Source organism: Sphingobium sp. TomTYG75, from assembly GCF_054771635.1.
Genome location: NZ_BSRE01000001.1, coordinates 2,229,813 through 2,255,467, shown reverse-complemented (window position 1 = coordinate 2,255,467; position 25,655 = coordinate 2,229,813). Strand labels below are relative to the sequence as shown.

The window sequence follows — 25,655 nt, the reverse complement described above, 5'->3', positions numbered from 1 at the left end:
CCCTCAATTGGTGCTGGCAGTGACTTCGACCCGACGGTTCATCGGTTCGCGCACATTGTCGGCAGTTTCGATTTTCAGCTGGGTCTCGCCCAGCCCGCTGACGGTCATCGCGTCCATCGCGATGCCACCCTGGCTCATCAGCCCGGCGACATTCTGCGCCCGGCGCAGCGACAGGCCGTCATTATAACCCTTGCCGCCCGACGTATCGGTGTAGCCGGTGACGCCAAACCGCGTCCAACCGCACTGGGCGGCCGATTGCGTGATCTGGTTGATCGTCGCCGCGCCCTCGGGCAGCGGCGTGTCCATGTTCCAGTCGAAGAAGATGGACACCGCCGGTGCCGTGCAGTCCAGCGCGGGTGGGGCTGAAGCTGCGGTCGGCACCGGCGGCGGTGGCGGCGCCGAAAGGCGTGCCACAAAGTCGTCGCACTTATTGATGCTGTCCGCATCCTTAGTGCCGGATTTCATGAAGCCCAGCGCGATGCCGCACTGGTTCTTGGCCTCCACGGCCCAGGTCCAGCGGCTGTCCTGCGCTGCCCGTAAGCTTGCGTCGCCCGCCGCCGCAACGGCCGTGTCATAACGGCTCTTGAGCGCGCCTTTGAGCTCCGAATTGCCCATCTGCATCAGGGGCGAAGCGGGTGCCGCCAAGGCCCCCGTCGACATCATCCCCGCCGCTAGGCCGAAGGAAGCGATGCTTCTCAACCTGTTCCGCATAATCATTCTCCCCCAAATATTCCCGCGAGAAATCCGAACCATGGCGATCACCCGTGAGCGACCGCCATCGCTTCATGCGCGACCATCGCCGCATCGAAGACACTGGCCGCCATCGCCATCAGATGGCCTGCATCGGCGGCGTCGCCCGCAACGGGGTTGAGCAGCACCGGCGCATGCTCGCCCCCTGGCAACGCTGCCAGCAGCGCATCGATGTTTGGCGTCCCCGCATGGCCCAAAGCTTCGGCTACCACCTGTGCTGCTTGAGCATTCGGAGCCGCGTCATGCGCCGCAACGAGCGCCGCCGCATTGCCGTCGAAGACCGGGAGATTAACCGCCTGGGCGAGCAAACCCTGATGATCGTCCAGCGCGGGCTGCGCTTGGCCATCATCATTGGCGGCATGAACCGGTGCATCATCGCCGCCCGAAAGCGTTGAATGATCTGGAGCCGAATCGTCGCTGCCGCTGTGGCTCGTCTGCTCGACCGGCTGATCCGCAACATGGCTATCCTGGCTTTCGCTCGACACCGATGTGCTTGCGTCGCCTTCGTTGGCAGGCTCGGACGCCGTGCTGGTTGTAGCCGTCGGTGCGGTATCCACCGTCGTCTCGGCCTGAGCGACGACCGGGGCAGGCGCCTGCTCCAACGTCTCGACAGCACCGGCCACCGCCACCAGGCTCGCCGCTATCAGCGCCTGGTTGAAGCCGCTGGTGGTGCTTTCCGTCTTGGCGAGATCGACATCCTTGGAGGTGGCGAACACCACGTCACCGACAGTGCCCGTCGTGCCGTCAGTACGGGTGAAGGTCGCTTCCCCCAGCACTGTCACGTCGCCGCCCGCCGCCTGATAGCTCTGGCCATCAGAGGTCAGCTTGATCGATGCGATGCCCATGTCGGCCAGCGACTTGAACTCGCCGCCATCGACCACACCGTTGCTGTTCAAATCCTGCCAGACGCCGAATTCGGAATAGGCGGCATCATGGGCGTCGAACACACCATCGCCATTACCGTCATATGCAAGGCGCAGACCCTCCAGATCGCTCTTCGCCCCCGGCGCATCGTCCGCGAAGACGATGTCGTAAGAACCGCCCGTCGCATGAGCGAGCAGGCCGTCGTCGGAAGAGACCCAGGCCGTGCTGACCGTGCCGCTGCCATAATCGTGGGTGACACCCAGCGAACGATCGACAAATTCCAGACCGTCGCCGTCCAGATCTATCGCGACCGGCGGAACCGGCGCTCCGCCTTGGAACGTAACATCAATCGTGGTGGTGGGTGTCGTGCTGGTGACAATGTCGCCATCTGCGTCCTTCACCGTGACTGCGAACTGCAGCACCTGATCGTCAGGAATGACCTGCTGCGTTACGCTGAAATTTTCAACGCGCGCCGCTGGATTGCCGCTCTCGCTGTAATCGAAGCGGACAACCATGTGATCGAAATCGAGTGTCGGATCGATATCGACATGGGTGATCCCGTCAGCATCCTTCGTGACGAGGAAAGTCCCGGTTTGAAGTGGCAACGCACCAGCTGTCGGCGTGCCGCCCGCATAGGTCGCCCAGCTCACCGTCACCGTCGATGTGTTCGGCTGGAAATTAACGTCGAAGCTCAGGGACGAAGAGTCGTGATTACTGAACAGGAAGCCTTCATTGTCATTGATGAGGTTGTTCGCCACGCCAAAACCGTTGCCCGACGGATTGATCGTCGACCCATCGTTGGTGAAGGCTTGAGCGGTCGTCGTTGCGCTACCGTAAGAAACGCCGTCGAACACCTGCCCGCCGGGCAGGGTAACCGTCGTGTAATTGCCAGGCGCAATATTGCTGAAGCTGAGCGGCGTATCGACCACTGGTCGTGTAGTCAGCACGTCCACCGTATAATCGCCTGTCGCCTGATCAACGGATACCGTGAAATAGGGATTGCCGTTCACGCTGGCCGTCACCACGCCGGTGCCATCGCCCGTGTAAACGATGCCCGCTATGTCAGTCAGGTGGGTGAGCGTGATGCTGCCCGCCTGATCGGCACCATAGGTGAAGTTGATATCATTCCCGCTATAGGTGTGAATGGAATTCGCTACCGACAAATCCGTGACGGAAGACAATGTCGGAACATCATCCACGATAGAGACGACGATGGATCCAGGCGTCGCATCGCTGTCGCCAGTGGCGTCGGTCACCGTCATGCTGATCGTGTCGGTCAGCGGGTTGATCTCGCCCTGGCCGCTGTGCGTCAGCGCATGATCCAGCGTATAGCTGTAGCCATAGGTCACGACGCCGTTCACATCTGGCGCCGAGATCGAGGTGATCGTCAGCACGCCCTTGCTCGTGAACACCTGCTGCCCCACCGCCGTGATCGCCTGCGCTGGGTTGAGATCGCCATCGAGCGTCAGCGTGTAGCTCTCGCCATTGGCATTGACCGTGAACTGGCCGGTCGTGTCGGTCTCGCTGGCCGCACCATGCTGCAACCCATCGGCCAGGCCATCCTCATAGACCGTGCTCGTGTCGCCCGTCACATCGGGCACGCGGCCATCCTGGTTCAAGCTGATCACCAGCTGGGCCAGGTCTGTGTCGCCATCCCCATCCTTGATCTGGTAGGTGAAGGTCTCGCTCGTCACGCCCGCCGGGATCGACGCGGTCTTGAGCGTATAGGTATAGCTGCCATCCGACTTGATCAGCAGATCGCCATAGGTGCCACTGATCGTCGTGCCCGCAGCGCTCACCCCCGTCAGCGCACCGCCACCAGCTTCGGTGCTCACCCGAGCCCCCGTGACCGCACCGCCAGGCGCCGCGCCATCCGCGCCAATCGTGTCCGCCGTGCCATCGGTCGAATTAGCGTCCGTGCCGCCAACCCCAGTGAACACATTGCCGTCGGCCTTGTTGCCAAGACCCTCCGTCACGCTGTCCGCATCATTGACCGCATGCGGCGCATCATCGACGATCCGCACGATCAGCGTGTCGCTGCCGCTGGTGCCGCTGATGCCGGTCACGCTCACCGTGACGCTGTCGTCATATTCGGTGAGGGTCGCGCCCGCCTTGCTGTCATTGTCGATCGTCGCCAGCAGCGTGTAGCTGTAGCTCACAGCCCCCGTCCCGGCATTATAGCCGGTCAGCAGCAGCGTCCCCTCGCCCGTGTTCACAACGCCATTGGTCGTGCCGAACGCCTGCATCTGCGCCAGGGTGAAGCTCGTGCCCCCCACCGTGATGCTCGCGATCCCGTCGGTCGCAGACACCGTGAAGCTGCCGCTGGTCACATGGCTGCCGTCATGCGCCGTGCCGCTCGGCAGGCCCGCCTCATAGACGGTCGCGTCCGGACCCTCCGCCGATGCCGTCACCACGGTCGCGCTGTCATCCGCGCCCTTGACCGTGATCGTCAGGGTCGCGGGCGACTGGTCGCCATCGGCATCCTGCATCGTGTAATGGAGCGTGAAGTCCTGGCTGAACCCGCTGCCCAGCGCCTGCGTCGCCGCCCGGCTGTTATCCAGCACATAGCTCCAGCTGCCGTCGCTGTTCTGCACCAGCGTGCCGTAGCTGTTGAGCTGCGCCACCACCGCTGCGTCCGCACCCCAGGCGACAAAGCTCTTGGGCGTGTCCGCGCCAGACACGTCGTTGGTCAGCACATTGCCAGACAGGCTCCCCGCCACATCCTCGGTCAGCGTGCCGCCCGCATCATTGACCGCATGCGGCGCATCATCGACGATCCGCACGATCAGCGTGTCGCTGCCGCTGGTGCCGCTGATGCCGGTCACGCTCACCGTGACGCTGTCGTCATATTCGGTGAGGGTCGCGCCCGCCTTGCTGTCATTGTCGATCGTCGCGAGCAGCGTGTAGCTGTAGCTCACAGCCCCCGTCCCGGCATTGTAGCCGGTCAGCAGCAGCGTCCCCTCGCCCGTGTTCACAACGCCATTGGTCGTGCCGAACGCCTGCATCTGCGTCAGGGTGAAGCTCGTGCCCCCCACCGTGATGCTCGCGATCCCGTCGGTCGCAGACACCGTGAAGCTGCCGCTGGTCACATGGCTGCCGTCATGCGCCGTGCCGCTCGGCAGGCCCGCCTCATAGACGGTCGCGTCAGGGCCGTTCAGCGAGGCCGTCACCACGGTCGCGCTGTCGTCCGCGCCCTTCACCGTGATCGTCAGGGTCGCGGGCGACTGGTCGCCGTCCGCGTCCTGCATCGTATAATGGAGCGTGAAGTCCTGGCTGAACCCGCTGCCCAGCGCCTGTGTCGCCGCCCGGCTGTTGTCCAGAACATAGCTCCAGCTGCCATCGCTGTTCTGCACCAGCGTGCCGTAGCTGTTGAGCTGCGCCACCACCGCTGCGTCCGCACCCCAGGCGACAAAGCTCTTGGGCGTGTCCGCGCCAGACACGTCGTTGGTCAGCACATTGCCAGACAGGCTCCCCGCCACATCCTCGGTCAGCGTGCCGCCCGCATCATTGACCGCATGCGGCGTATCATCGACGATCCGCACGACCAGCGTGTCGCTGCCGCTGGTGCCGCTGATGCCGGTCACGCTCACCGTGACGCTGTCGTCATATTCGGTGAGGGTCGCGCCCGCCTTGCTGTCATTGTCGATCGTCGCCAGCAGCGTGTAGCTGTAGCTCACAGCCCCCGTCCCGGCATTATAGCCGGTCAGCAGCAGCGTCCCCTCGCCCGTGTTCACAACGCCATTGGTCGTGCCGAACGCCTGCATCTGCGCCAGGGTGAAGCTCGTGCCCCCCACCGTGATGCTCGCGATCCCGTCGGTCGCAGACACCGTGAAGCTGCCGCTGGTCACATGGCTGCCGTCATGCGCCGTGCCGCTCGGCAGGCCCGCCTCATAGACGGTCGCGTCCGGACCCTCCGCCGATGCCGTCACCACGGTCGCGCTGTCATCCGCGCCCTTGACCGTGATCGTCAGGGTCGCGGGCGACTGGTCGCCATCGGCATCCTGCATCGTGTAATGGAGCGTGAAGTCCTGGCTGAACCCGCTGCCCAGCGCCTGCGTCGCCGCCCGGCTGTTATCCAGCACATAGCTCCAGCTGCCGTCGCTGTTCTGCACCAGCGTGCCGTAGCTGTTGAGCTGCGCCACCACCGCTGCGTCCGCACCCCAGGCGACAAAGCTCTTGGGCGTGTCCGCGCCAGACACGTCGTTGGTCAGCACATTGCCAGACAGGCTCCCCGCCACATCCTCGGTCAGCGTGCCGCCCGCATCATTGACCGCATGCGGCGCATCATCGACGATCCGCACGATCAGCGTGTCGCTGCCGCTGGTGCCGCTGATGCCGGTCACGCTCACCGTGACGCTGTCGTCATATTCGGTGAGGGTCGCGCCCGCCTTGCTGTCATTGTCGATCGTCGCGAGCAGCGTGTAGCTGTAGCTCACAGCCCCCGTCCCGGCATTGTAGCCGGTCAGCAGCAGCGTCCCCTCGCCCGTGTTCACAACGCCATTGGTCGTGCCGAACGCCTGCATCTGCGTCAGGGTGAAGCTCGTGCCCCCCACCGTGATGCTCGCGATCCCGTCGGTCGCAGACACCGTGAAGCTGCCGCTGGTCACATGGCTGCCGTCATGCGCCGTGCCGCTCGGCAGGCCCGCCTCATAGACGGTCGCGTCAGGGCCGTTCAGCGAGGCCGTCACCACGGTCGCGCTGTCGTCCGCGCCCTTCACCGTGATCGTCAGGGTCGCGGGCGACTGGTCGCCGTCCGCGTCCTGCATCGTATAATGGAGCGTGAAGTCCTGGCTGAACCCGCTGCCCAGCGCCTGTGTCGCCGCCCGGCTGTTGTCCAGAACATAGCTCCAGCTGCCATCGCTGTTCTGCACCAGCGTGCCGTAGCTGTTGAGCTGCGCCACCACCGCTGCGTCCGCACCCCAGGCGACAAAGCTCTTGGGCGTGTCCGCGCCAGACACGTCGTTGGTCAGCACATTGCCAGACAGGCTCCCCGCCACATCCTCGGTCAGCGTGCCGCCCGCATCATTGACCGCATGCGGCGTATCATCGACGATCCGCACGACCAGCGTGTCGCTGCCGCTGGTGCCGCTGATGCCGGTCACGCTCACCGTGACGCTGTCGTCATATTCGGTGAGGGTCGCGCCCGCCTTGCTGTCATTGTCGATCGTCGCCAGCAGCGTGTAGCTGTAGCTCACAGCCCCCGTCCCGGCATTATAGCCGGTCAGCAGCAGCGTCCCCTCGCCCGTGTTCACAACGCCATTGGTCGTGCCGAACGCCTGCATCTGCGCCAGGGTGAAGCTCGTGCCCCCCACCGTGATGCTCGCGATCCCGTCGGTCGCAGACACCGTGAAGCTGCCGCTGGTCACATGGCTGCCGTCATGCGCCGTGCCGCTCGGCAGGCCCGCCTCATAGACGGTCGCGTCCGGACCCTCCGCCGATGCCGTCACCACGGTCGCGCTGTCATCCGCGCCCTTGACCGTGATCGTCAGGGTCGCGGGCGACTGGTCGCCATCGGCATCCTGCATCGTGTAATGGAGCGTGAAGTCCTGGCTGAACCCGCTGCCCAGCGCCTGTGTCGCCGCCCGGCTGTTGTCCAGAACATAGCTCCAGCTGCCATCGCTGTTCTGCACCAGCGTGCCGTAGCTGTTGAGCTGCGCCACCACCGCTGCGTCCGCACCCCAGGCAACAAAGCTCTTGGGCGTGTCCGCACCAGACACGTCGTTGGTCAGCACATTGCCCGACAGGCTGTTGGTGGCGCCGTCTTCGACGACAACATTACCGACATCATCAATGGCCTGTGGCTGGTCATCCACGATGTCGATAGTCAGCGTCGTGCCTGCGGTGTCTCCATCGCTATCGGTGACGGTGACGGCGAAGCTATCCTTCGTATTGTCGCCCGACGTGGCCGTTTCCAACGTATAGCTATAGCTGTATCCCGACGCCGGGGATCCAGTGACGATCAGGGTGCCGAAGCTGCCCTGTACGGTCCCGCCATTGGTCACATCGACATTATTGATGACCAACGAGCCGACCGTGTCGTTTCCGGTCGTGACGATCAACGTTCCAGCGGCGGTCTCCGCCGGGGACACAGCATTGGAACCATTGGGATTGAGCGCAGACTCATCGACCAGCGTGTCCGACCCAGCCTGAACCTCCACGGTCGGCGTAGAATCGGGCTCCAGGGTGACAGTGACTGTCGCCTGGGAGATATCACCATCGCCATCCTGAATCTGGTAGACAAAGGTTGCCGTGCCTTCCTGACCGGCTGCCGGGGTGAAGGTGAACAGTCCGGTCGCGGGGTCGTACGCCACCGCTCCTTCTGCTGGACCGTTGACAATCGTCACGCGCACGGCGGGATTATTGTCGATATCGACCCCATCTGCGCCGAACACATCGTTGGCAAAGGCGTTGATGACGACCGGCGCACCCTCTGTACCCTGGTGAGCCACGTCATCGTGCGCGGTAGGCACATCGTCGATAACGTTGACCACCAGCGTCTTGGTGACGCTGTCCCCGTCAGCATCGGTAACCGTTACCGTGAAATTATCGGTCACGGTATCGCCCGAAGTATTGTCGGCTAATGTATAGCTGTATTCGATCGTACCTGAAGCAACACTGGTGATCGTCAGCGTGCCGTGGGCGCCGGTGATCGTTTGCCCCGGTCCAGTGACGACCTGGCCGTTGATGCTGATCGTCGCGGGTGTATCGACCGCGACATAGGTGATGGTGCCGGCTGTCGTCTCGACCGGGGCCGGTTCGTTCGAACCAGGAGATCCGCCAGGACGGTTTACCGTTCCCAGGCCGGACTCGTCCACGACAGTGCCAGGGCCGGAGGTGGGGACCTCCAGTTCAGGCACATGATCTTCCTCATTCGGCGCGATAGGGAGGATTTCCCGCTCTTCGGGCTGCGTAAAGGCCAATTCGGTCGGTGGGAGCAGATCGCCCAGGCCGTGAGGATTTCCCACGTCGCCCTCGGCTGCCAGGAAATTGCCGCCAGAACTGCGAGCCGGACCAGCAGCGGGCTGCGGTTCCTCGCCGATCAACAGCGCCGCAAGGTTGACCGAAGGGATTTCCACGTCGCCGACAACGATGTGCGGCATTACGACCGCGCCATCCAGGATCACCATCTGAGTGCCGTCCGGCAACGTGACGATCAGGTTGCGGCCATCAACCTCTATTTGATTGATGTCGGTTCCGGCAGGAAGGACGACAACGCCATCCGGGCCAGCGGCCACCGTGCGCATTGTGCCTGGCTGGATATGGTGCCCCTTCACCCGAGCAGCGAGTGCATCCAATACCGGGTCATGCGCCTGCTGACGGTCGGCGGCGGCATCGACATTCCATTCGCGCTCGAAATCCATCTTTCCATCCCACCTGTCGTCATGGGACGGTTCAAAGAAGTGCGCAGAAGACCGCTTCCTCAACGCGCATGCATCGAGAAATTCCATCTTCATCGACTCATGGCATTAGCGGATCAGCTATTGCCCATTGTCTGCGATCTTCCGTTGGCAAGGCCTTATTGGCCCTCCCCGCCCCGGATTAATACTATCGTCTTATGCTTCTGACCCGATGAGCGATCATATTAGGCGGGGATAAATAGAGTCACCAAAAATCAACTTTTGTTAACCATTTAAATACGATAGCAGCCGAAAAATAACCCATGCTCTATTACTAGAGATATAGGCATTTCACATACAGTATATCATTGGTCTTATACCCTGCATTTAATGCAGGCTAATGATCGGAGTGCTGTCCGGCAACGACTCGGAAGGCATCGCTGAAGCTATAGAGCTACTTTCGGGTGTCCTGGTGGCCAGGAATGTCTCGGAAACGATAACCGGACGGCCAGCCCTTCGGCCAGCCGCCCGCTCATTTTTGCGACCCAACGGAATTATATCCGGTGTCAGCGCCCAGTCCCCCAACTCACGCCAATGCACGCACTGACCAGACATTGGGGGAAATGAACGCCGCCGTCCGATGGTGGAGTGGGGATAGCAGCGGCGGATGGTTTAGCAATTCACCCTAAGGGCTATAATCATCGATATAGTCGGCGAATGGAGGCGGAAACGCGATCGTCAGTTCACCGGAATAACTGGATCAGGCTTGGCATTTGCGCCGCTATTTTTTCCATGCGCTGCGTGCGCTGGCTGGCGGTGCCTGTTGTCCGGCGAAAAAGATCCAACGCATAGCCCACCAACGGCCCAGCCGCGTCCGTCCGTTTGCGCGCCAGATAGAAATCGATCAGGTTTTCCAGCGCCATCTGGCAATTGGGGTCATCTTCGCCCCGCGTGCGCAAATAGCTGTCGAATACTCGGCGGAGCAATTGTTCAGCCTCGCGATGATAGCCCATTCCTTCCAGCAATAGAGCCAGATCATTTGCGGAAATCAGCGTACGCGGATCATCAGCACCGAACAGTTCATCAGCCAGCGCCAGCGCCTTGCGCGCGGGTTCTGTGCCTTCAGACAGTCGTCCGCCTGTGTAAGCGGTCTGCGCTTCCGCCACCAATGATCGCCATTGCTTCTCTCGCGCCTCGGTAACATCGGCAACATAGGGTGCTTGCCCCCATGCGGGAGGCGCCAGGCAAAGCAGCAGCAGCGCACATGCTCGCCCGCTATGGTTGAAGCCGCGAAAGGTCATCCTCCTACTCCTCGATGCGCACGACGGTCTCGCCCCAGCAAAAGGCCGGAAGCGAAAGCCTCGGTTCAGGAGAGAAGCGCCTCGATCAGCGCCTTCACCTTCTTCTGCCGCCATTGAGGCAGCGGCGCGATCAACCAATAGGCCAGCGTAGACCCCTCCGGCTCCCCCACTTGCCGCACCCTACCCGCCTCGATATCGGCCTGTGCGAGCAGCAGCGGCACGGTTGCTCGTCCAAAGCCGTTGATCGCGGCTTCGATGGCGAGCCCGGCGTCAGCAACCCGGATCGCCGCCGGTTCGCTTGCCGTGGGACAGCCCGGCCAATCGACGCGATGCGCCGGACTTCCCCCAGCCGCTTCGACCGTAACGAAACTCGCCTCGCCCAGCTTCACCCCTTCATGTTCGCCTGGCCCGTCGGCCAGCCGCAATGCGAGGTCCAGATTAGCCTCCGTGAAATCCAGCGTCTCGTCCGCCGCTACCAACGCGAATCTGAGGTCGGGCTGGTTCGCCGCATAGCTGGCCAGCCTCGGTTGTAGCCACTTCGCCGTGACATCGCGTGGGGCGGCAATGGTCAGCGAAGAACTGGATTGTCCCGCCTGCATCGCTCGCACGGCTTCTTCAAACTCCAGAAAGCCCGCGCGCAAGGCTTCAAGGCCCGCTTCGGTTTCCGGGGTCAGTTCCAGACCTTTCGGCGTCCGGCGGAACAGGACAACGCCCAGCAAGTCCTCCAGCGCCCGTATCTGCTGGCCAACGGCTGCCGGGGTCACCGCCAGTTCATCGGCCGCCCGGGTGAATGACAAATGCCGCGCAGCCGCATCCAGCACGCGTAGACCGTTCAACGGCAAATGCGTACGCTTCATTCGGCAATCGCCGGAGCTACGAGCGCGAAATGAGGGATAGCGATGTCGAACGTCTCCCCGCTGGCGCCGATCATATGATAATGCCCGCGCATCGATCCTGTCGGCGTGTTGAGGGGGCAACCCGAAACATAGTCATAGCTTTTCCCCGGTTGCACCACCGGCTGCTCGCCCACGACGCCATCGCCATCCACCCGATGCTGTACGCCACGCCCATCAGTGATCACCCAGTGGCGCGTCAGCAACTGCACGGGCTGATCCCCGCTATTTTCGATACGGATATGGTAGGCCCAGAACCAGCGCCCCCGGTCAGGCTCTGACTGTTCCGGCAGGAACGTAACGGCAACATGCACGTTGATATCACGTGTGGTCGCATGAAAGGGAAAGAGCGCGTTCACGTTAAAAGAAATGCGCCTTTCCCCCTGCTTTCGTCAACGGCCTATCGACTTCAGAGCGCGATCAAGATCCTCGATCACATCATCCGCATCTTCAAGGCCGACATTCAGGCGCAGCATATCCTCGGTGATGCCAACCTCCAGCCGCGCCTCTTCGGCCATGCCGAAATGCGTCGTCGAAGCGGGATGGGTCATCAGCGACCGGGAATCGCCGATATTATTGCTGATATCGACCAACTCCAGCCCGTTCAGCAAGCCATGGGCCTCTTTCCGTCCGCCACCGACATAGAGCGAGAAGATAGGCCCTGCCATCTCCATCTGCTTTGCGGCCAGAGCATATTGCGGATGGCTTTCCAGCCCCGGATAAAGGACCTTCGCTACCCGGCCCTCCAGAAACTTCGCTACCTTAAGGGCGTTCTCGCTCTGGCGGCGGATGCGCAGGTCCAGCGTCTCCAACCCCTTCAGCACCACCCAGGCGTTGAACGCGCTCAGCGTCGGTCCGGTGTTGCGGTGGAACGGCAGCAGCGTGTTGATGATGAAATCTTCGGTGCCACAGATCGCACCGGCCAGGACACGGCCTTGCCCGTCCATCATCTTGGTCGCGCTATAGGCGACCACATCCGCCCCGAATTCCATCGGTCGCTGAAGCGCTGGCGTCGCGAAAGCATTGTCGACCACGCTGACGATGCCATGCTTCTTCGCGATGCCGCACACCGCCTCCAGGTCCACGACATCCATCGTGGGGTTGGCGGGCGTTTCGAAGAAGAAAACCTTCGTATTGGGCCGCACAGCCGCTTCCCAGGCAGCATTGTCGGTCGCATCGACGGTGGTCGTCTCTATCCCGAACTTGGGCAGCAGCGTGTCCGTCAGCCAGCGGCATGACCCGAACAGCGCCTTGCCAGCCACCACATGGTCGCCCGCCGACAACTGACACAGAAGTGCCGCCGTCATCGCCGCCATGCCGGTGGCGGTCGCACGGCACGCTTCGGCGCCTTCCAGCAGCGCGATGCGCTTTTCCAGCATCTCGACAGTCGGGTTTTGCAGGCGGCTGTAGGTCATGCCCTGCTGCTCGCCCGCGAAGCGCGCCGCAGCGTCTTCGGCGCGATCGTAGCAATAGCCGCTGGTCAGAAACAGCGCTTCGGACGTTTCGCCCCATTCGCTGCGCGCGCTGCCGCCCCGCACCGCAAGCGTAGCGGGTCGCCAATTCTTGGTGATCGCCGGGTCCTGCCCGCTCCTGCGCTTCATCGCTTCTTCCTTACTTCAGAGCCGCCAGCACCGCGTCGCCCATCTCGACCGTAGTCATGCTTCCGCCAAGGTCGGGGCTGCGCGCGCCATTGGCAAGCGCCTTGGCAACCGCAGCCTCGATCCGGTCAGCCTGTTCCGGCATGCCCAGCGAGTAGCGCAGCATCATCCCCGCCGACAGGACCGTTGCCAGCGGATTGGCCTTGCCCTGCCCGGCGATGTCGGGAGCGGACCCATGGATCGGCTCGTACAGGCCCTGCTTGCTGTCGTTGAGGGTCGCTGATGCCAGCATGCCGATCGATCCGACGCACATGCTCGCCTGATCCGACAGGATATCGCCGAACATGTTGCCCGTAACGATCACATCGAATTGGCCCGGATCGCGCACCAGCTGCATCGCGGCATTATCGACATACATGTGAGACAGGGCAACGTCGGGATATTCAGCCGAAACCTCGATCATCACGTCACGCCACAGCTGGCTGGTTTCCAGAACATTGGCCTTGTCCACCGAGCAGAGCTTGCCCCGGCCTGCGCGCGCAGCCTGGAAGCCCTGATGCGCGATCTTGCGCACCTCCTCTTCATTATAGGACATGACGTCATAGCCTTCGCGCAAGCCGTTCGCGGTCTTGCGCATGCCCTTTTCACCGAAATAGACGTCGCCATTGGTTTCGCGCACGATCAACAGGTCGATGGCGCTCGCCACCTCCTTCTTCAGGGCAGACGCGTCCGCCAGTTCCGGAAAGACCTTCGCGGGCCGCAGGTTCGAAAACAGCCCCAGCGCCTTACGCAGGCCAAGGATCGCCTGCTCGGGCCGCAAATGCCGCTCCAGCGAGTCGCAATCGGGATCGCCGACCGCGCCAAACAGGATGGCGTCCGCGCGGCGTGCGATATCCAGCGTCTCGGGCGGCAACGGGTGGCCCACGGCCTTGTAAGCAGCGCCGCCAACCAGCCCTTCCTCATAGGTCAGGCCATCAATCGCCAAGGCGTCGAGCACGCGCCGTGCCTGCGCAATGATCTCTGGGCCGATACCATCTCCGGGGAACAGGGCGATCAACATGGCGCGAAAACTCCTTCAATGTCGTGGCCGCCCCTTATGAAGCCGCCGCGCCTCACGCAACCGCTCTTTTCAACCTGTCGACCAGCCTTTCGCGCGCGGCCAGCGTGTCAGCCCTCCAATCGGTCAGCACCGACCGTTCCAGAAAGAAGCCGGTCAGCCGTAATCCGTCCAATATGCCGGGCCAATCGCCGCTGCCTCCCTCCAGCAGAAAAGACGGCAGCGGCAGCAACCTACTCTCATATCCCGCAGCGCCCGCCCTGCTGACCGCCGCCGCGCTGCGCGGGCTTACGAAGGCCAGATCTTCGGCACCACCTGTCGCTGCGCACCGGCCAAAATCGAGGCCAAAGCCCAGTTCTGCCAACAACAACAGTTCGTAGCGCACCAGCGCCGCCGCCCATCCCCGCGCGGCGGGCGCCGCGTCGATCGCGCCCAGCACGCCATCCAAAGCCTGATAGAGCGTCGGATATGGCGTCCCTTCCGGCAGAGCCGCCGCCGTCAGCGCGCAGACCCAGTCGATCGCCGCGGCAGGCAAGGGCTCGGATAGCAAAGGTGCGCGGCTATGCTCCATTTCGACGGTCAGCCCGGCAAGCTGCTCTTCGGTCCGAGCCCGGAACTCCGCCTTCACGCTATTTCCCGGCAGCAGCACCGGCCGCAAGGCGCGAGATCGGCCTCCACGCACATAGCCCGCCAACAGTCCGTGATCCGGCGTCAGAAGGCGCGCAATGGCTCCATGTTCACCATGGGAACGGACCCCGCAAACCAGGGCAGGAGTGATCAGCACCGCCATGCGTCATCCTTAACCGTGCCGAGCCCTTGGCGCCACTGCTGGGCGCGCGCCAGATGCCGGGGTCGATATAGGTTGTTTCTATTGCCTGCCTGTGGTGAAACATCCTTGTGGGAGTCGGGGGACAAGCCACCATGTTGAATATGCCCAAGGCGTCATCTTCCGCGATGGATCGCCTGGTGCTCTGGTTGGGTCGATCGCCGACGCTGGGTTTTGCAGTATCCCGCGTCGCCTTTGCCGTTGCCGCCACGTGGCAGATCGGCGCGATGTTCAACAACGAACCTGACTTCGCGCGCACCATCACAGTTTTCCACGGCGGCGTCTGGCTCTGGACCGTGTTCGGCATTGTGCAGCATATGCTGGCGCCGCCGCTTGGCTTGCTGCTCCGGCCCCTGTCACTGATCCTCGACGCGATCATCTTCCTGACGGTGATCGCCCTATGCCAGCCTTTGCAGATCGCAGCCCTCGCGTGCCTGTTTTTCGTTGCCTGGTCGGCGTCGGAGCGCTTTGGCCGCGGCTCGATAATCGTCCTTGCCCTTTGCCTGGTTCTCGCTTTCCTGGCACGGGGTTCCTACGAAACGTGGGCCGCCGAACGCCATGTGGCGGAGGTGGACCGGGCGATCGATGGGATCACGGTGATCATCGGCTGCACCATCGCCGCGGCGATGCTCAGCATGTCGATCCTGGAAAGGCGGCTCATCGATTGGTCGGAACGATTGCAGGCCGTCGGGCTGTCTTTCCAAAAATCTCTTCCGCGCTTCGTGGTGGAGCAGATATCGGAACTGATGGCGGCCCGCTATTGCGCTCTCGTCTGGCAGATGGACGATGGCCCCATCAACTGCGAGCTTATCAATGGCGACGGCGTCCATGCCATCAGCCTGCCGCAGCCCCAGGTCGAAGCATTGCTGGGCATCGCACCGCCGGAAGCGCCCTTTCTCTATTCCGGTCAATCGAGCCGCCTGTTGCTGCGCAACCGCCTCGGCATCACGCGCAATGAAAAGGCTTCTCACCTGACGGAAGCGATATCCGACCTGCTGGGCGCAGGGCAGGGTTTGAGCTTTCAGGTTCAGGCCGGTGAGCTGCGCGGCCGAATTTTCGTCGGCACGCGCCATGGCTGGTCCCCTGCCGCCCTGCTCCGCGCGCTCCGCATCCAAGAGGGGCTAGAGCTCTTCCTGGAAAGGCATTTTTTCCTGCTCGCCTGGCGCGATCGAACCTTTGCCGAAGCACGGCTCGCGCTCAGCCGCGATCTGCACGACAGCGTTCTTCAGACCCTTGCCGCCCTTCGCGTTCGCCTTGTGACCGCGCAACATGGGCTTGCCGCTATCGATGCCCCGCATCACCTGGCCGAATTACATGCGATGGAAGAACTCGTCACCGCCGAACAGGCTCATCTGCGCCGCCTGCTCAATGTGACCGGGAACAGCCCGGACGATGTCGATCTGGTCCGCGATGTCGAAAGCTGCTGCCGCTTCATTGCCCTGCAATGGGGAATTGAGTGTCGGCTGAACCCGGTAGACCATCCCATGATGGTCACATCTGAAACGGCAGCGGAAGTGGAGTTCCTACTCCGGGAGGCTACCGCCAACGCCGTAAAGCACGCCGCCGCCCAGCATATTACCGTCTCACTTGCTCAGGCCGATGATGAGATAATGATCGCGCTCAAGGACAATCCGGGCGACCGGGGGATCGAGCAGCAAAGCTATACTGGCGACTTCGAACTGCAATCGCAGTCCATCATGAAACGGTTGGGCAAGATCGGCGGGACCGCCTATTTCCACAACTTAAGCATGAATTCATTAATTTCGATTAGATTACCTTCATCCTTGCCGAGGTCCCCAATATGATGGCTCAGATTGCGATAGTCGACGACCACCCCATCTTCCTGGATGGCATGGCGCAGTTTCTGAGTTCGCACGGGCATGACGTCGTCTTCTGCGCGCGTTCTGTCAGTGAAGCCATCTCCCGCCTTCAGGATGATCAGCCGGACCTGCTGGTCCTGGATGTGAGCATGAAGGACGGTGGCGGCCTCGCGATCCTGTCTGCCATCCGCGACAGCGGTAGCAATGTTCCCGTGATCTTCATGACCGTCCACATCCGCCCTGATCAGACGCTGGAGGCGATTAAGCTCGGCGTGGATGGCGTGGTGTTGAAGGACAGCGATCCCAATGAACTGCTCTCCTGCATCACGCAGGTTCTGGGCGGCAACAAAAGCATTGCGCCCGCCGTGATGGAACAGGCCCTTGTGCACAGCATCTCGGCCCCGCCCAACGACAACAACGCGCTTTCCAGCCTGACCGACAGGGAAATGGAGATCGCCGGACTTATCCGGGCCGGCCTCCGCAATCGCGAAATCGCCGCGCGGTGCGGCCTGACCGAAGGAACGGTCAAGGTGCACCTGCACAGCATCTTTCAGAAGCTCGGCATCAAATCCCGGTCGGAGCTGATCATCATGATGTTGTCGATGGACAGCGCTATACCGGCGGTCGGCCTGCACTGAACCGGTCAGCTACCGCCACCAGAGCATCAAGTGAGCTGTCCGGACAACTCATCCGTTCGGACTGCGCTTGCCAAAGCTCGCGACGGTCTCTGCACCAACGCTATCTTACGGCCATCACGAAGGATACGTCAGCCGCTCCAGCGTGACCCAGCCCTCGACATAATTGGCATAATATAGCCCGAACAATAGCGCCGACAGGACCGTCGCACGTAACGCAACGACACCTGGCCGGAAGTTGCTGGGCGCGCTGTCAGCCTGTCCTTTCAGCATCACCTCACCCGTTTCGTCGGGCGTCCGGATGCCGAAAGGCAGAACGATGAACGCGCTGATCACCCAGAACAGCACATAAATAGCCAGGATTGCGTACCAGTTCATGATGCGGAGCCTTAGGCGCGAATGAGCAGGACGTCCACCACCGGCTTCTTACCTGTCCAGCGCGTGGCCGTCCGCCGCACCGCCAGCCGTACCCGCTCGCGCAACGCCTCTTCCTCTAGCGGCCCCTTCGACACAGCCTGCGCCGCCTCGTCAGCCGCCTCCGCCAAGAACGCTGTCTTATCCTCTTCCACCGGCACGCCTTGGGTACGCAACGCGGGCTCACCCATCAGCTTGCCCTTACGGTCCAGCGCCACCGCCACGCTGATCTGCCCATGCAGCGCGACCTTGCGGCGCTCGTTCATCGTGGAACCGTCCGCAGGCAGGATCACATCGCCATCCAGAACGAGCCGCCCCGTGGCCTCATGCCCGATGATCTCGGGACCATTGGGCGCCAGCCTCAACATATCACCATTGGACTGCACGATGGCGCTGGGGACGCCACTTGTCAGACCAAGCCGCGCCTGCTCCGCCATGTGCCGCCGCTCGCCATGGACGGGCAGCAAAATCTGCGGCCGGACCCAGCGATACATGGCTTCAAGTTCGGGTCGCCCCGGGTGGCCCGAAACATGGACCTCAGCTTGGCGATCCGTCACCATCAGCACGCCCTTGGTCGCCAAAGCATTTTGAATACGCCCAATCGCGATCTCATTACCCGGTATCTGCTTGGACGAGAAAACCACCAAGTCCCCGGTGTCCAGCTTGATCGGATGACTGTCGAAAGCAACGCGAGACAAGGCCGCACGCGCTTCACCCTGCCCGCCCGTGGCGATGATCATCACCTCGTTGCGGGGGAGCGCCATCGCGTCATCCCAATCGACCGTCGGCGGGAAATCCTTGAGATATCCTGCTGCCTTAGCGGTCGAGATGATCCGGTCCAGCGATCGCCCGGCCACGCACAGCTTGCGTCCGACTGCATTCGCCACTTCGCCGAGCGTCTGCAAACGCGCCGCATTGGAAGCGAAAGTAGTAACCAGCACCCGCCCCTTCGCGCCGGTGATCGTCTGCATCAGCCCTTCGCGCACATCAGCTTCGGAGCCGCTCGCCTCGGAATTGAATACATTCGTACTGTCGCACACGAGCGCCAGCACGCCTTCATCGCCGATCGCGGTCAGCTCCTCCGGCGTCGAAGGCTGGCCCAGCAATGGCTTCTCATCGATCTTCCAATCGCCCGTGTGGAAAACACGTCCATAAGGCGTGTCGATCAGCACGGCATTGCCCTCGGGGATCGAATGCGCCAGCGGCACATAGCGGAACCCGAACGGCCCCAGTGCAAAGCTGCCTTCATTGTCGATGACATTCAGCTTGACCTCTTTGGTCAGCCCCTCTTCCTCCAGCTTCAGCCTGATAAGGCCCGCCGTGAAGGGCGTCGCATAAAGCGGCACGCCAAGGTCAGCTGCCAGATAGGGGATGGCCCCGATATGATCTTCATGCCCATGGGTGAGCACGATGCCGAGCAGGTCGTCGCGCCGCTCCTCGATGAAGGACAGATCGGGCAGCACCAGATCAACGCCGGGATAAGCCGGGTCGGCGAAGGTCAGGCCAAGATCGACCATCACCCACTTGCCCTGGCAACCATATAGATTGACGTTCATGCCAATCTCTCCCGACCCGCCAAGGGCCAGGAAGAGCAGCTCGTCTTTAGGTATCATCAGTTCTTCAAACTCCGTTCGTGCAACAGCGCGAGACCCAAAATGGTCAGGTCCGGCGCGATCGCATCGAAAATTTCACTATTCTCATCAAACAGGACAGCCAGGCCCCCTGTTGAAATCACTTTGGCCGGGCGGCCAATCTCCGCCCGCGTTCGGGCAACCAGCCCCTCCATCATCGCGACATAGCCCCAGAAAACGCCGATATGCATCTGCGCTTCCGTCGTACGACCGATAACCGATCGGTTCTCCGGTGGCGCGATGGCAATTTTCGGAAGCTTGGCAGCGGCCGCGACCAATGCATCGAGCGACAGGTTGATCCCCGGCACAATGATGCCGCCCTTGTAAGTCCCCTGATAATCGATGACGTCGAAGGTAGTCGCGGTTCCAAAATCGATGACGATCAAATCGCCTTCGTACAAATGATGGGCGGCGATGGCGTTTACAACCCGGTCGGCTCCCACGGAAGCGGGCTCCGCCACGTCCAGTTCAATGCCCCATTCGACCGGCGCCTGCCCCGCGACCAGCGCGGCCGTCTTGAAATATTTCTCCGCCAGCACCTGAAGATTATGCAGCGCGCGTGGAACAACGGTGGCGATGATGACCGCATCGACATCCGCAAGGGCATAGCCTTCCAGCATCAGCAACTGGTTCAGCCACACGGCATATTCATCCGCCGTCCGTCGCGGGTCGGTCGCGATCCGCCAACGCGCGCGAATTTCCCGCCCGTCAAGCAGTGCGAAAACCACATTGGTATTGCCCGCGTCGATCGCGAGAAGCATGGCCCGTCCCCGGATATCAGATGAGAAGGATGTCGCCCGCATGAATGGCACGGGTATCGCCATTCGCCAAGCGGAGGATCAGCATCCCTTGCTGATCAAGCGTATCGAAACTGCCCTCGACGGTCTCGCCGTCAGGCTGAACGACCCGCATCGCCGTGCCGCTGGGATGCGCGTTCAGCAACCAATGCGCCCGCACCGGCTCCAGCCCTTGCGCGCGCCAGATGGCCAGCCAATGTTCGAATAATTCCGCCAATCTCTCCAGAAGCGGGCCAGCTTCTGCATCCTCGGCCCCCTGCGCCGCCAGACTGGTAACAGGCCGGTCCAGCCCAACCGGGTGGCCCTCCACATTGATGCCGATCCCCACGACGATGGCATCTCCCGCACGTTCGAGCAGAATACCCGCGATCTTCGCGCCATCGACCAGAACGTCATTGGGCCATTTGATCCGCGCTTGCCCCTCGCACAATGGTGCAACCAGCGCATGCACCGCGTTCGCTGCGACCAGAGCCAGCAGATGGGCAGGCGGATCCCCCGCTCTCAGCCGAACCAGCGTGGAACAATAAAGATTGCCCGCAGGACTTTCCCAAGTCCGGCCCATGCGACCACGGCCACCCACTTGTCGTCCCGCGCGCAGCCACGTCCCTTCGGCCACGCCCTGCTCCGCCAACGCCAGCATGTCGGCGTTGGTGGAGCCAGTCTCTTCGACGAAGCGAATATCGCTCAGAATAGCGACGCCGCCGCTGCTGCGCTTGCCTTGTCCAGCACGGGGTTCAACAGATATCCGACCACGATCACAGCCGCGCAGGCAGTCAGGATGATATTCTCGACCGCCCCGCCCCGCGCTTCGTAAGCTGCGGCAGGCTCATCGAAATACATCGTCTTGATGATCTTCAGATAATAGAATGCGCCAATCACCGAAGCCGCGATGCCGAATGCCGCCAGCGCGGTCAGCCCCGCAGCCACCGCCGCATCGAACACCAGGAACTTCGCCCAGAAGCCGAACAGCGGCGGGATACCGGCCATGGAGAACATGAAGATCGCCAGCGCAGCAGCCAAGCCCTTACGCGACTGTGACAGACCCGCAAGGCTCGCGATGCTTTCCACCGGACGTCCTTCGGCGTCCCGCATCTGCAAGATACAGGCAAAGCCGCCGATCGTCATCACGACATAGATCGCCATATAGCTCATCGTCGCCGCCACGCCCGCAGGCGTCGCCGCGGCAAGGCCGATCAGCGCGAAGCCGACATTGTTGATCGACGAATAGGCCATCAGACGCTTGATGTTGGTCTGGCCGATGGCCGCCACCGCGCCGAAGATAATCGAAGCCAGCGCCACGAAGATCACGATCTGCTGCCAGTCGAGGCCGGCAGGACCAAGCGCCTCGATCGCAACACGTACCGTCAGCGCCATAGCAGCCACCTTGGGCGCGCTGCCGAAGAAGGTCGTAACCGGCGTCGGCGCACCTTCATAAACGTCGGGCGTCCACATATGGAACGGCACCGCGCTCATCTTGAAGGCAAGACCAGCCAGCAGGAACACCATGCCGAACAGCTCGCCCTTACCGACGCCATCGCCCAACGCGACGGCGATGCCATCAAAGCTCGTGCTGCCGGTAAAGCCATAAAGCAGCGCCGTGCCATAGAGCAGGATGCCACTCGCTAGCGACCCGAGCACGAAATATTTGAGACCCGCCTCAGAGGACCGCTCATCCTGACGCATGAAGCTCGCCAGCACATAGGCGGCCAGGCTCTGCATCTCCAACCCGACATAGAGGGTCAGCAAATCACCGGCCGACACCATCATGCCCATGCCGATGCTGCTGAACAGGATCAGGACGGGATATTCCGGCCGCAACGCGCCATCGACGAGGAAGTAGCGCGGCGCCAGCAAGATTGCGGCACCCGCCGAACCATAAATAAGTGCCTTGGCGAAAACCGAAAATGCATCGGCACGCACCAGCCCGTCAAAGGCGAGTGGCCCATGCGCCAGGGAAACCGGCAGCACCAAACCGGCGACGAGCAGCGTCAGCACCGACAGCCAGTTGACGACGCGCGCCGTCCCGTCACCGCCAAAAGCGGCGATCAGCAGGAGGACCAGCCCACCCGCCGTAAGGACAAGCTCTGGCAGAACGGCAAGAAGGGAAGCGGAATCAATCATCAGTGCGCCTCCCCCGACGCTTTTTCATGGGACATTGCACTATGGTCTTCGCCCTGATGAGCCGCCGCCGGTGGGACAGCCGGACCCATCTTGATCCTAGAATCGCCCACCGGAGCCGCAGAGGCAATACGGGCTTCCAGCGCCCGAATGTCAGACCGCATCGGCGCCAGGAAACTCTCCGGATAGATACCCATCCACAGGACGGCAGCAGCGATCGGCGCCAGCAGCCACATTTCCCGCATCGACAGATCCGGCATCGCCGCAGCGTCGGCATTCTTCTGCTCGCCATAGGCAATGCGGCGGTAGAGATAGAGCATATAGGCCGCGCCCAGGATGATGCCCGTCGTGCAAACCAACGCGACCCAGCTGGAAGCCTGATAGATGCCCATCAGCGCCAGGAACTCACCCACAAAGTTGCTCGTACCCGGCAGACCCACGGACGCCATGGTGAACAGCAGGAACAGCACCGCATATTTCGGCATGTTGATGCTAAGGCCGCCATAGCGCGAAATCTCGCGGGTATGCAGACGGTCATAGATGACGCCGACGCACAAGAACAGCGCGCCAGACACCAGGCCATGGCCCAGCATCACCATCATCGCGCCTTCGATGCCCGCTTGGTTGAAGGCGAACAGGCCGACCGTCACGATCGCCATATGCGCAACCGAGGAATAGGCGATCAGCTTCTTCATGTCGGTCTGCACCAGCGCGACGAGGCTGGTGTAAACCACCGCCACCATCGACAGGCCCCACACCAGCCACGCCAGCTGCGCCGAAGCTTCCGGGAACATGGGCAGCGAGAAGCGGATGAAGCCGTAGCCGCCCATCTTCAGCAGCACGCCCGCCAGAATGACCGAACCGGCCGTCGGCGCCTGAACGTGCGCATCCGGCAGCCAGGTGTGGACCGGCCACATCGGCATCTTGACAGCAAAGCTCGCAAAGAAGGCCAGGAACAGCCAGACCTGCACATGCGGATCGAAATTATAGGCCATCAACGTCGGGATGTCGGTGGTGCCCGCGTCGTGGACCATCCACATCATCGCGATCAGCATCAGCACCGATCCGAGCAGCGTGTAGAGGAAGAATTTGTAGCTGGCGTAGATGCGATCCGCGCCGCCCCAGATGCCGATGATCAGATACATCGGGATCAGGCCAGCTTCGAACATTACGTAGAAGAGGTACAGATCCTGCGCCGTGAAGACGCCGATCATCAGCACCTCCATGAACAGGAAGGCCGCCATATATTCGCCGACGCGCTTTTCGATCGCCTGCCAGCTCGCCCCGATACAGATCGGCATCAGGAACACGGTCAACATGATCAGCACCAGCGCGATGCCGTCGATCCCCAGCGCCCAGGCGAAACGGCCGAAGATCGGCGCATATTCCTGGAACTGCCACTGCGCCGCGCCGCCCGACTGGTCGAAATTCGCCCAGAGCAACACGCCCAGCGCCAGATCGACCAGCGTCGCCAATAACGCGATCCAACGCGCTTGGTTCGCACCCGCATAGAGACAGGCGATGGCCCCCGCCATCGGCACTGCCATCATCAGGGAAAGGATGGGGAAGCCGTCCATTATCGTGTCATCGCCCAGGTTGCGGCCGCGGCGAGGCCGATCAGCATCACCAGCGCGTATGTGTAGAGGTAGCCGGACTGAAGCCGACGGGTGACTTTATTGCCCTGTACGACCAGCGCGGCGAGCCCGTTCGGCCCGAAGCGGTCGATGAAGCCGACGTCACCAAACTTCCAGAAGAAGCGGCCGATGGCAAAGGCAGGCTTGACGAACAGGAAGTGATACAGCTCGTCAAAATACCATTTGTTGAGCAGGAACTGGTACAGAACCCCGAACTCCGCCACGAAACGGCGCGGCCAATCGGTATTCTTGATGTAGCTGAGCCACGCAATGACGAAGCCGGTCAGCATCACCGTGAACGGCGCGAACTTGACCCAGTTGGGCACCTCATGGCTCGCATGCATCAGGTGACTGTCGAACGCCAGCGCCCCCTTCCAGAACTCGACGCCGCCTTCAGCCCCGATGAACTGGTCATGGAAGATGAAGCCCGCGAACACCGCGCCCAGGCTCAACAGCACCAGCGGCAGCAGCATGACCCAAGGGCTTTCATGCGGATGATAGCCCGCCGTGCCGGTCAACTCCGGCCCATGATGGCCATGGTCATCATGGGTTGTCTCTTCGTCCGGCGATTCATGGTGGCCATGCACCGCATGCTGGATATGCTCCGAAGCGGCCCAGCGCGGCTTGCCGAAGAAGGTCAGGAACACCAGACGCCAGCTGTAGAAGCTGGTCAGCAGCGCCGCGAAGGTGCCGACAAGGAACGCCCCCACGCCATTGCCGCCCGCCGCGAAGGCCGACTCCAGGATTGCGTCCTTCGAATAGAAGCCTGCAAACCCATAACCAAGCAGCGGAATGCCCACACCCGTGATCGCCAGCGTACCCAATGTCATCGTCCAGAAGGTGATCGGGATCTCCTTCCTCAGGTTGCCATAATAACGCATGTCCTGCTCATGGTGCATCGCGTGGATGACTGAACCAGCCCCCAGGAACAGCAGCGCCTTGAAGAAGGCGTGCGTGAACAGGTGGAACATCGCCGCGCCATAAGCGCCAACACCCGCCGCAAAGAACATGTAGCCCAGCTGCGAGCAGGTCGAATAGGCGATCACGCGCTTGATGTCATTCTGTACCGTGCCGACCGTCGCCGCGAACAAACAGGTCGCCGCGCCGATGAAGGTGACGAAGCCCAGCGCCGTCGGCGAGGTTTCGAACATCGGCGACAGGCGACACACCATGAACACGCCCGCCGTCACCATGGTCGCCGCGTGGATCAGCGCCGACACCGGCGTCGGGCCTTCCATCGCGTCCGGCAACCAGGTGTGGAGGCCAAGCTGCGCCGACTTGCCCATCGCGCCGATGAATAGCAGCAGGCAGAGCACGGTCATCGTGTCGAAGCGATATCCGAGGAACCCGATGGTCGAACCGGCCATGGACGGCGCGGCGGCGAGGATTTCCGGGATCGATATGGTGTTGAACACCAGATAGGTGCCGAAAATGCCCAGCATGAAGCCAAGGTCGCCGACGCGGTTGACGACGAATGCCTTGATCGCGGCAGCGTTCGCGCTCGGTTTACGGAACCAGAAGCCGATCAGCAGATAGGAGGCAAGGCCGACGCCTTCCCAGCCAAAAAACATCTGGAGCAGGTTGTTGGCCGTCACGAGCATCAGCATCGCGAAGGTGAAGAGCGACAGATAGGCGAAGAAGCGCGGCTGATCCGGCTCCTCCTCCATATAGCCCCAGCTATAGAGGTGGACGAGGCTCGACACGCTGGTGATCACCACCAGCATGACCGCCGTCATCGCGTCAACGCGCAGCGCCCATTGAGCATCAAAACTACCCGACTGAATCCAGGTAAAGGCAGGCGCCACATAAGGTTCCGCATGCCCGGTCAGGAAGGCGATGAAGATCGGCCAGCTAAGCGCGCAGGAAACGAATAGCGCGCCCGTAGTGATGATCTTCGCAGGCAGCTTGCCCAGCGCCTTGTTGCCAAGACCCACGATGACAGCCGCGATGAGCGGAAGAAGGACGATAAGCTGGATCATC

17 protein-coding genes are annotated in these 25,655 nt (G+C 62.1%); 2 read left to right on the top strand and 15 right to left on the bottom strand.

Going from position 1 to position 25,655, the window contains the following annotated elements; all coding sequences use genetic code 11:
- Nucleotides 1-3 precede the first annotated feature (3 nt).
- From ACYU81_RS11470 to recO, 8 genes are all read right to left on the bottom strand, one after another.
- Entirely contained in the window at nucleotides 4-711 is a 708-nt protein-coding gene (locus ACYU81_RS11470) for an OmpA family protein (RefSeq protein ID WP_460987714.1), read from the bottom strand.
- 47 nt (nucleotides 712-758) lie between these two features.
- On the bottom strand, nucleotides 759-8,975 hold the full coding sequence (locus ACYU81_RS11465) for a VCBS domain-containing protein (protein WP_460987713.1): 8,217 nt from the start codon (nucleotides 8,973-8,975) through the stop codon (nucleotides 759-761).
- Between the two features lie 719 nt (nucleotides 8,976-9,694).
- Nucleotides 9,695-10,252 carry a tetratricopeptide repeat protein gene (locus ACYU81_RS11460; RefSeq protein ID WP_460987712.1) on the bottom strand — a complete coding sequence of 186 codons (558 nt, stop codon included), beginning with the start codon at nucleotides 10,250-10,252 and terminating at the stop codon, nucleotides 9,695-9,697.
- A 65-nt stretch (nucleotides 10,253-10,317) separates the two neighbouring features.
- Complete coding sequence (locus ACYU81_RS11455) at nucleotides 10,318-11,109, bottom strand: LysR family transcriptional regulator (protein WP_460987711.1); 792 nt, start codon at nucleotides 11,107-11,109, stop codon at nucleotides 10,318-10,320.
- Complete coding sequence (gene apaG / locus ACYU81_RS11450; protein WP_449471576.1) at nucleotides 11,106-11,504, bottom strand: Co2+/Mg2+ efflux protein ApaG; 399 nt, start codon at nucleotides 11,502-11,504, stop codon at nucleotides 11,106-11,108. The genes ACYU81_RS11455 and apaG overlap by 4 nt, the downstream gene beginning before the upstream one ends.
- A 33-nt stretch (nucleotides 11,505-11,537) precedes the next feature.
- Entirely contained in the window at nucleotides 11,538-12,746 is a 1,209-nt protein-coding gene (gene metZ, locus ACYU81_RS11445) for an O-succinylhomoserine sulfhydrylase (protein ID WP_460987710.1), read from the bottom strand.
- A gap of 10 nt (nucleotides 12,747-12,756) precedes the next feature.
- Nucleotides 12,757-13,803 (bottom strand): 3-isopropylmalate dehydrogenase, encoded by a 1,047-nt coding sequence (leuB, locus tag ACYU81_RS11440; RefSeq protein ID WP_460987709.1) that lies wholly within the window; start codon nucleotides 13,801-13,803, stop codon nucleotides 12,757-12,759.
- Between the two features lie 52 nt (nucleotides 13,804-13,855).
- On the bottom strand, nucleotides 13,856-14,590 hold the full coding sequence (gene recO, locus ACYU81_RS11435) for a DNA repair protein RecO (RefSeq protein ID WP_460987708.1): 735 nt from the start codon (nucleotides 14,588-14,590) through the stop codon (nucleotides 13,856-13,858).
- 131 nt (nucleotides 14,591-14,721) lie between these two features.
- On the opposite strand from recO, the gene ACYU81_RS11430 reads away from it, so the two are divergent.
- Complete coding sequence (locus ACYU81_RS11430; protein ID WP_460987707.1) at nucleotides 14,722-16,431, top strand: sensor histidine kinase; 1,710 nt, start codon at nucleotides 14,722-14,724, stop codon at nucleotides 16,429-16,431.
- Nucleotides 16,431-17,084, top strand: coding sequence for a response regulator (locus ACYU81_RS11425; RefSeq protein ID WP_460987706.1), 654 nt, complete (start codon nucleotides 16,431-16,433; stop codon nucleotides 17,082-17,084). The genes ACYU81_RS11430 and ACYU81_RS11425 overlap by 1 nt, the downstream gene beginning before the upstream one ends.
- Nucleotides 17,085-17,198: 114 nt before the next feature.
- On the opposite strand, the gene ACYU81_RS11420 is transcribed toward ACYU81_RS11425, so the two are convergent.
- Genes ACYU81_RS11420 through nuoL form a run of 7 tightly spaced genes read right to left on the bottom strand, consistent with a single transcriptional unit; the run spans nucleotide 17,199 to nucleotide 25,654 of the window.
- A complete protein-coding gene (locus tag ACYU81_RS11420; RefSeq protein ID WP_460987705.1) occupies nucleotides 17,199-17,459 on the bottom strand; it encodes a DUF1467 family protein in 261 nt (86 codons plus the stop codon).
- An 11-nt stretch (nucleotides 17,460-17,470) separates the two neighbouring features.
- The gene (locus ACYU81_RS11415) at nucleotides 17,471-19,108 is read right to left on the bottom strand and encodes a ribonuclease J (RefSeq protein ID WP_460987704.1); all 1,638 of its coding nucleotides are present in this window, start codon (nucleotides 19,106-19,108) and stop codon (nucleotides 17,471-17,473) included.
- On the bottom strand, nucleotides 19,108-19,887 hold the full coding sequence (locus ACYU81_RS11410) for a type III pantothenate kinase (protein ID WP_460987703.1): 780 nt from the start codon (nucleotides 19,885-19,887) through the stop codon (nucleotides 19,108-19,110). The genes ACYU81_RS11415 and ACYU81_RS11410 overlap by 1 nt, the downstream gene beginning before the upstream one ends.
- A gap of 16 nt (nucleotides 19,888-19,903) precedes the next feature.
- On the bottom strand, nucleotides 19,904-20,602 hold the full coding sequence (locus ACYU81_RS11405) for a biotin--[acetyl-CoA-carboxylase] ligase (RefSeq protein WP_460988181.1): 699 nt from the start codon (nucleotides 20,600-20,602) through the stop codon (nucleotides 19,904-19,906).
- A gap of 5 nt (nucleotides 20,603-20,607) precedes the next feature.
- Nucleotides 20,608-22,044, bottom strand: coding sequence for an NADH-quinone oxidoreductase subunit NuoN (nuoN, locus tag ACYU81_RS11400; RefSeq protein ID WP_460987702.1), 1,437 nt, complete (start codon nucleotides 22,042-22,044; stop codon nucleotides 20,608-20,610).
- On the bottom strand, nucleotides 22,044-23,618 hold the full coding sequence (locus ACYU81_RS11395) for an NADH-quinone oxidoreductase subunit M (protein ID WP_449471562.1): 1,575 nt from the start codon (nucleotides 23,616-23,618) through the stop codon (nucleotides 22,044-22,046). Before ACYU81_RS11395 ends, nuoN begins: the two co-directional genes overlap by 1 nt.
- A complete protein-coding gene (gene nuoL, locus ACYU81_RS11390) occupies nucleotides 23,618-25,654 on the bottom strand; it encodes an NADH-quinone oxidoreductase subunit L (RefSeq protein ID WP_460987701.1) in 2,037 nt (678 codons plus the stop codon). Before nuoL ends, ACYU81_RS11395 begins: the two co-directional genes overlap by 1 nt.
- Between the last annotated feature and the right edge of the window lies 1 nt (nucleotide 25,655).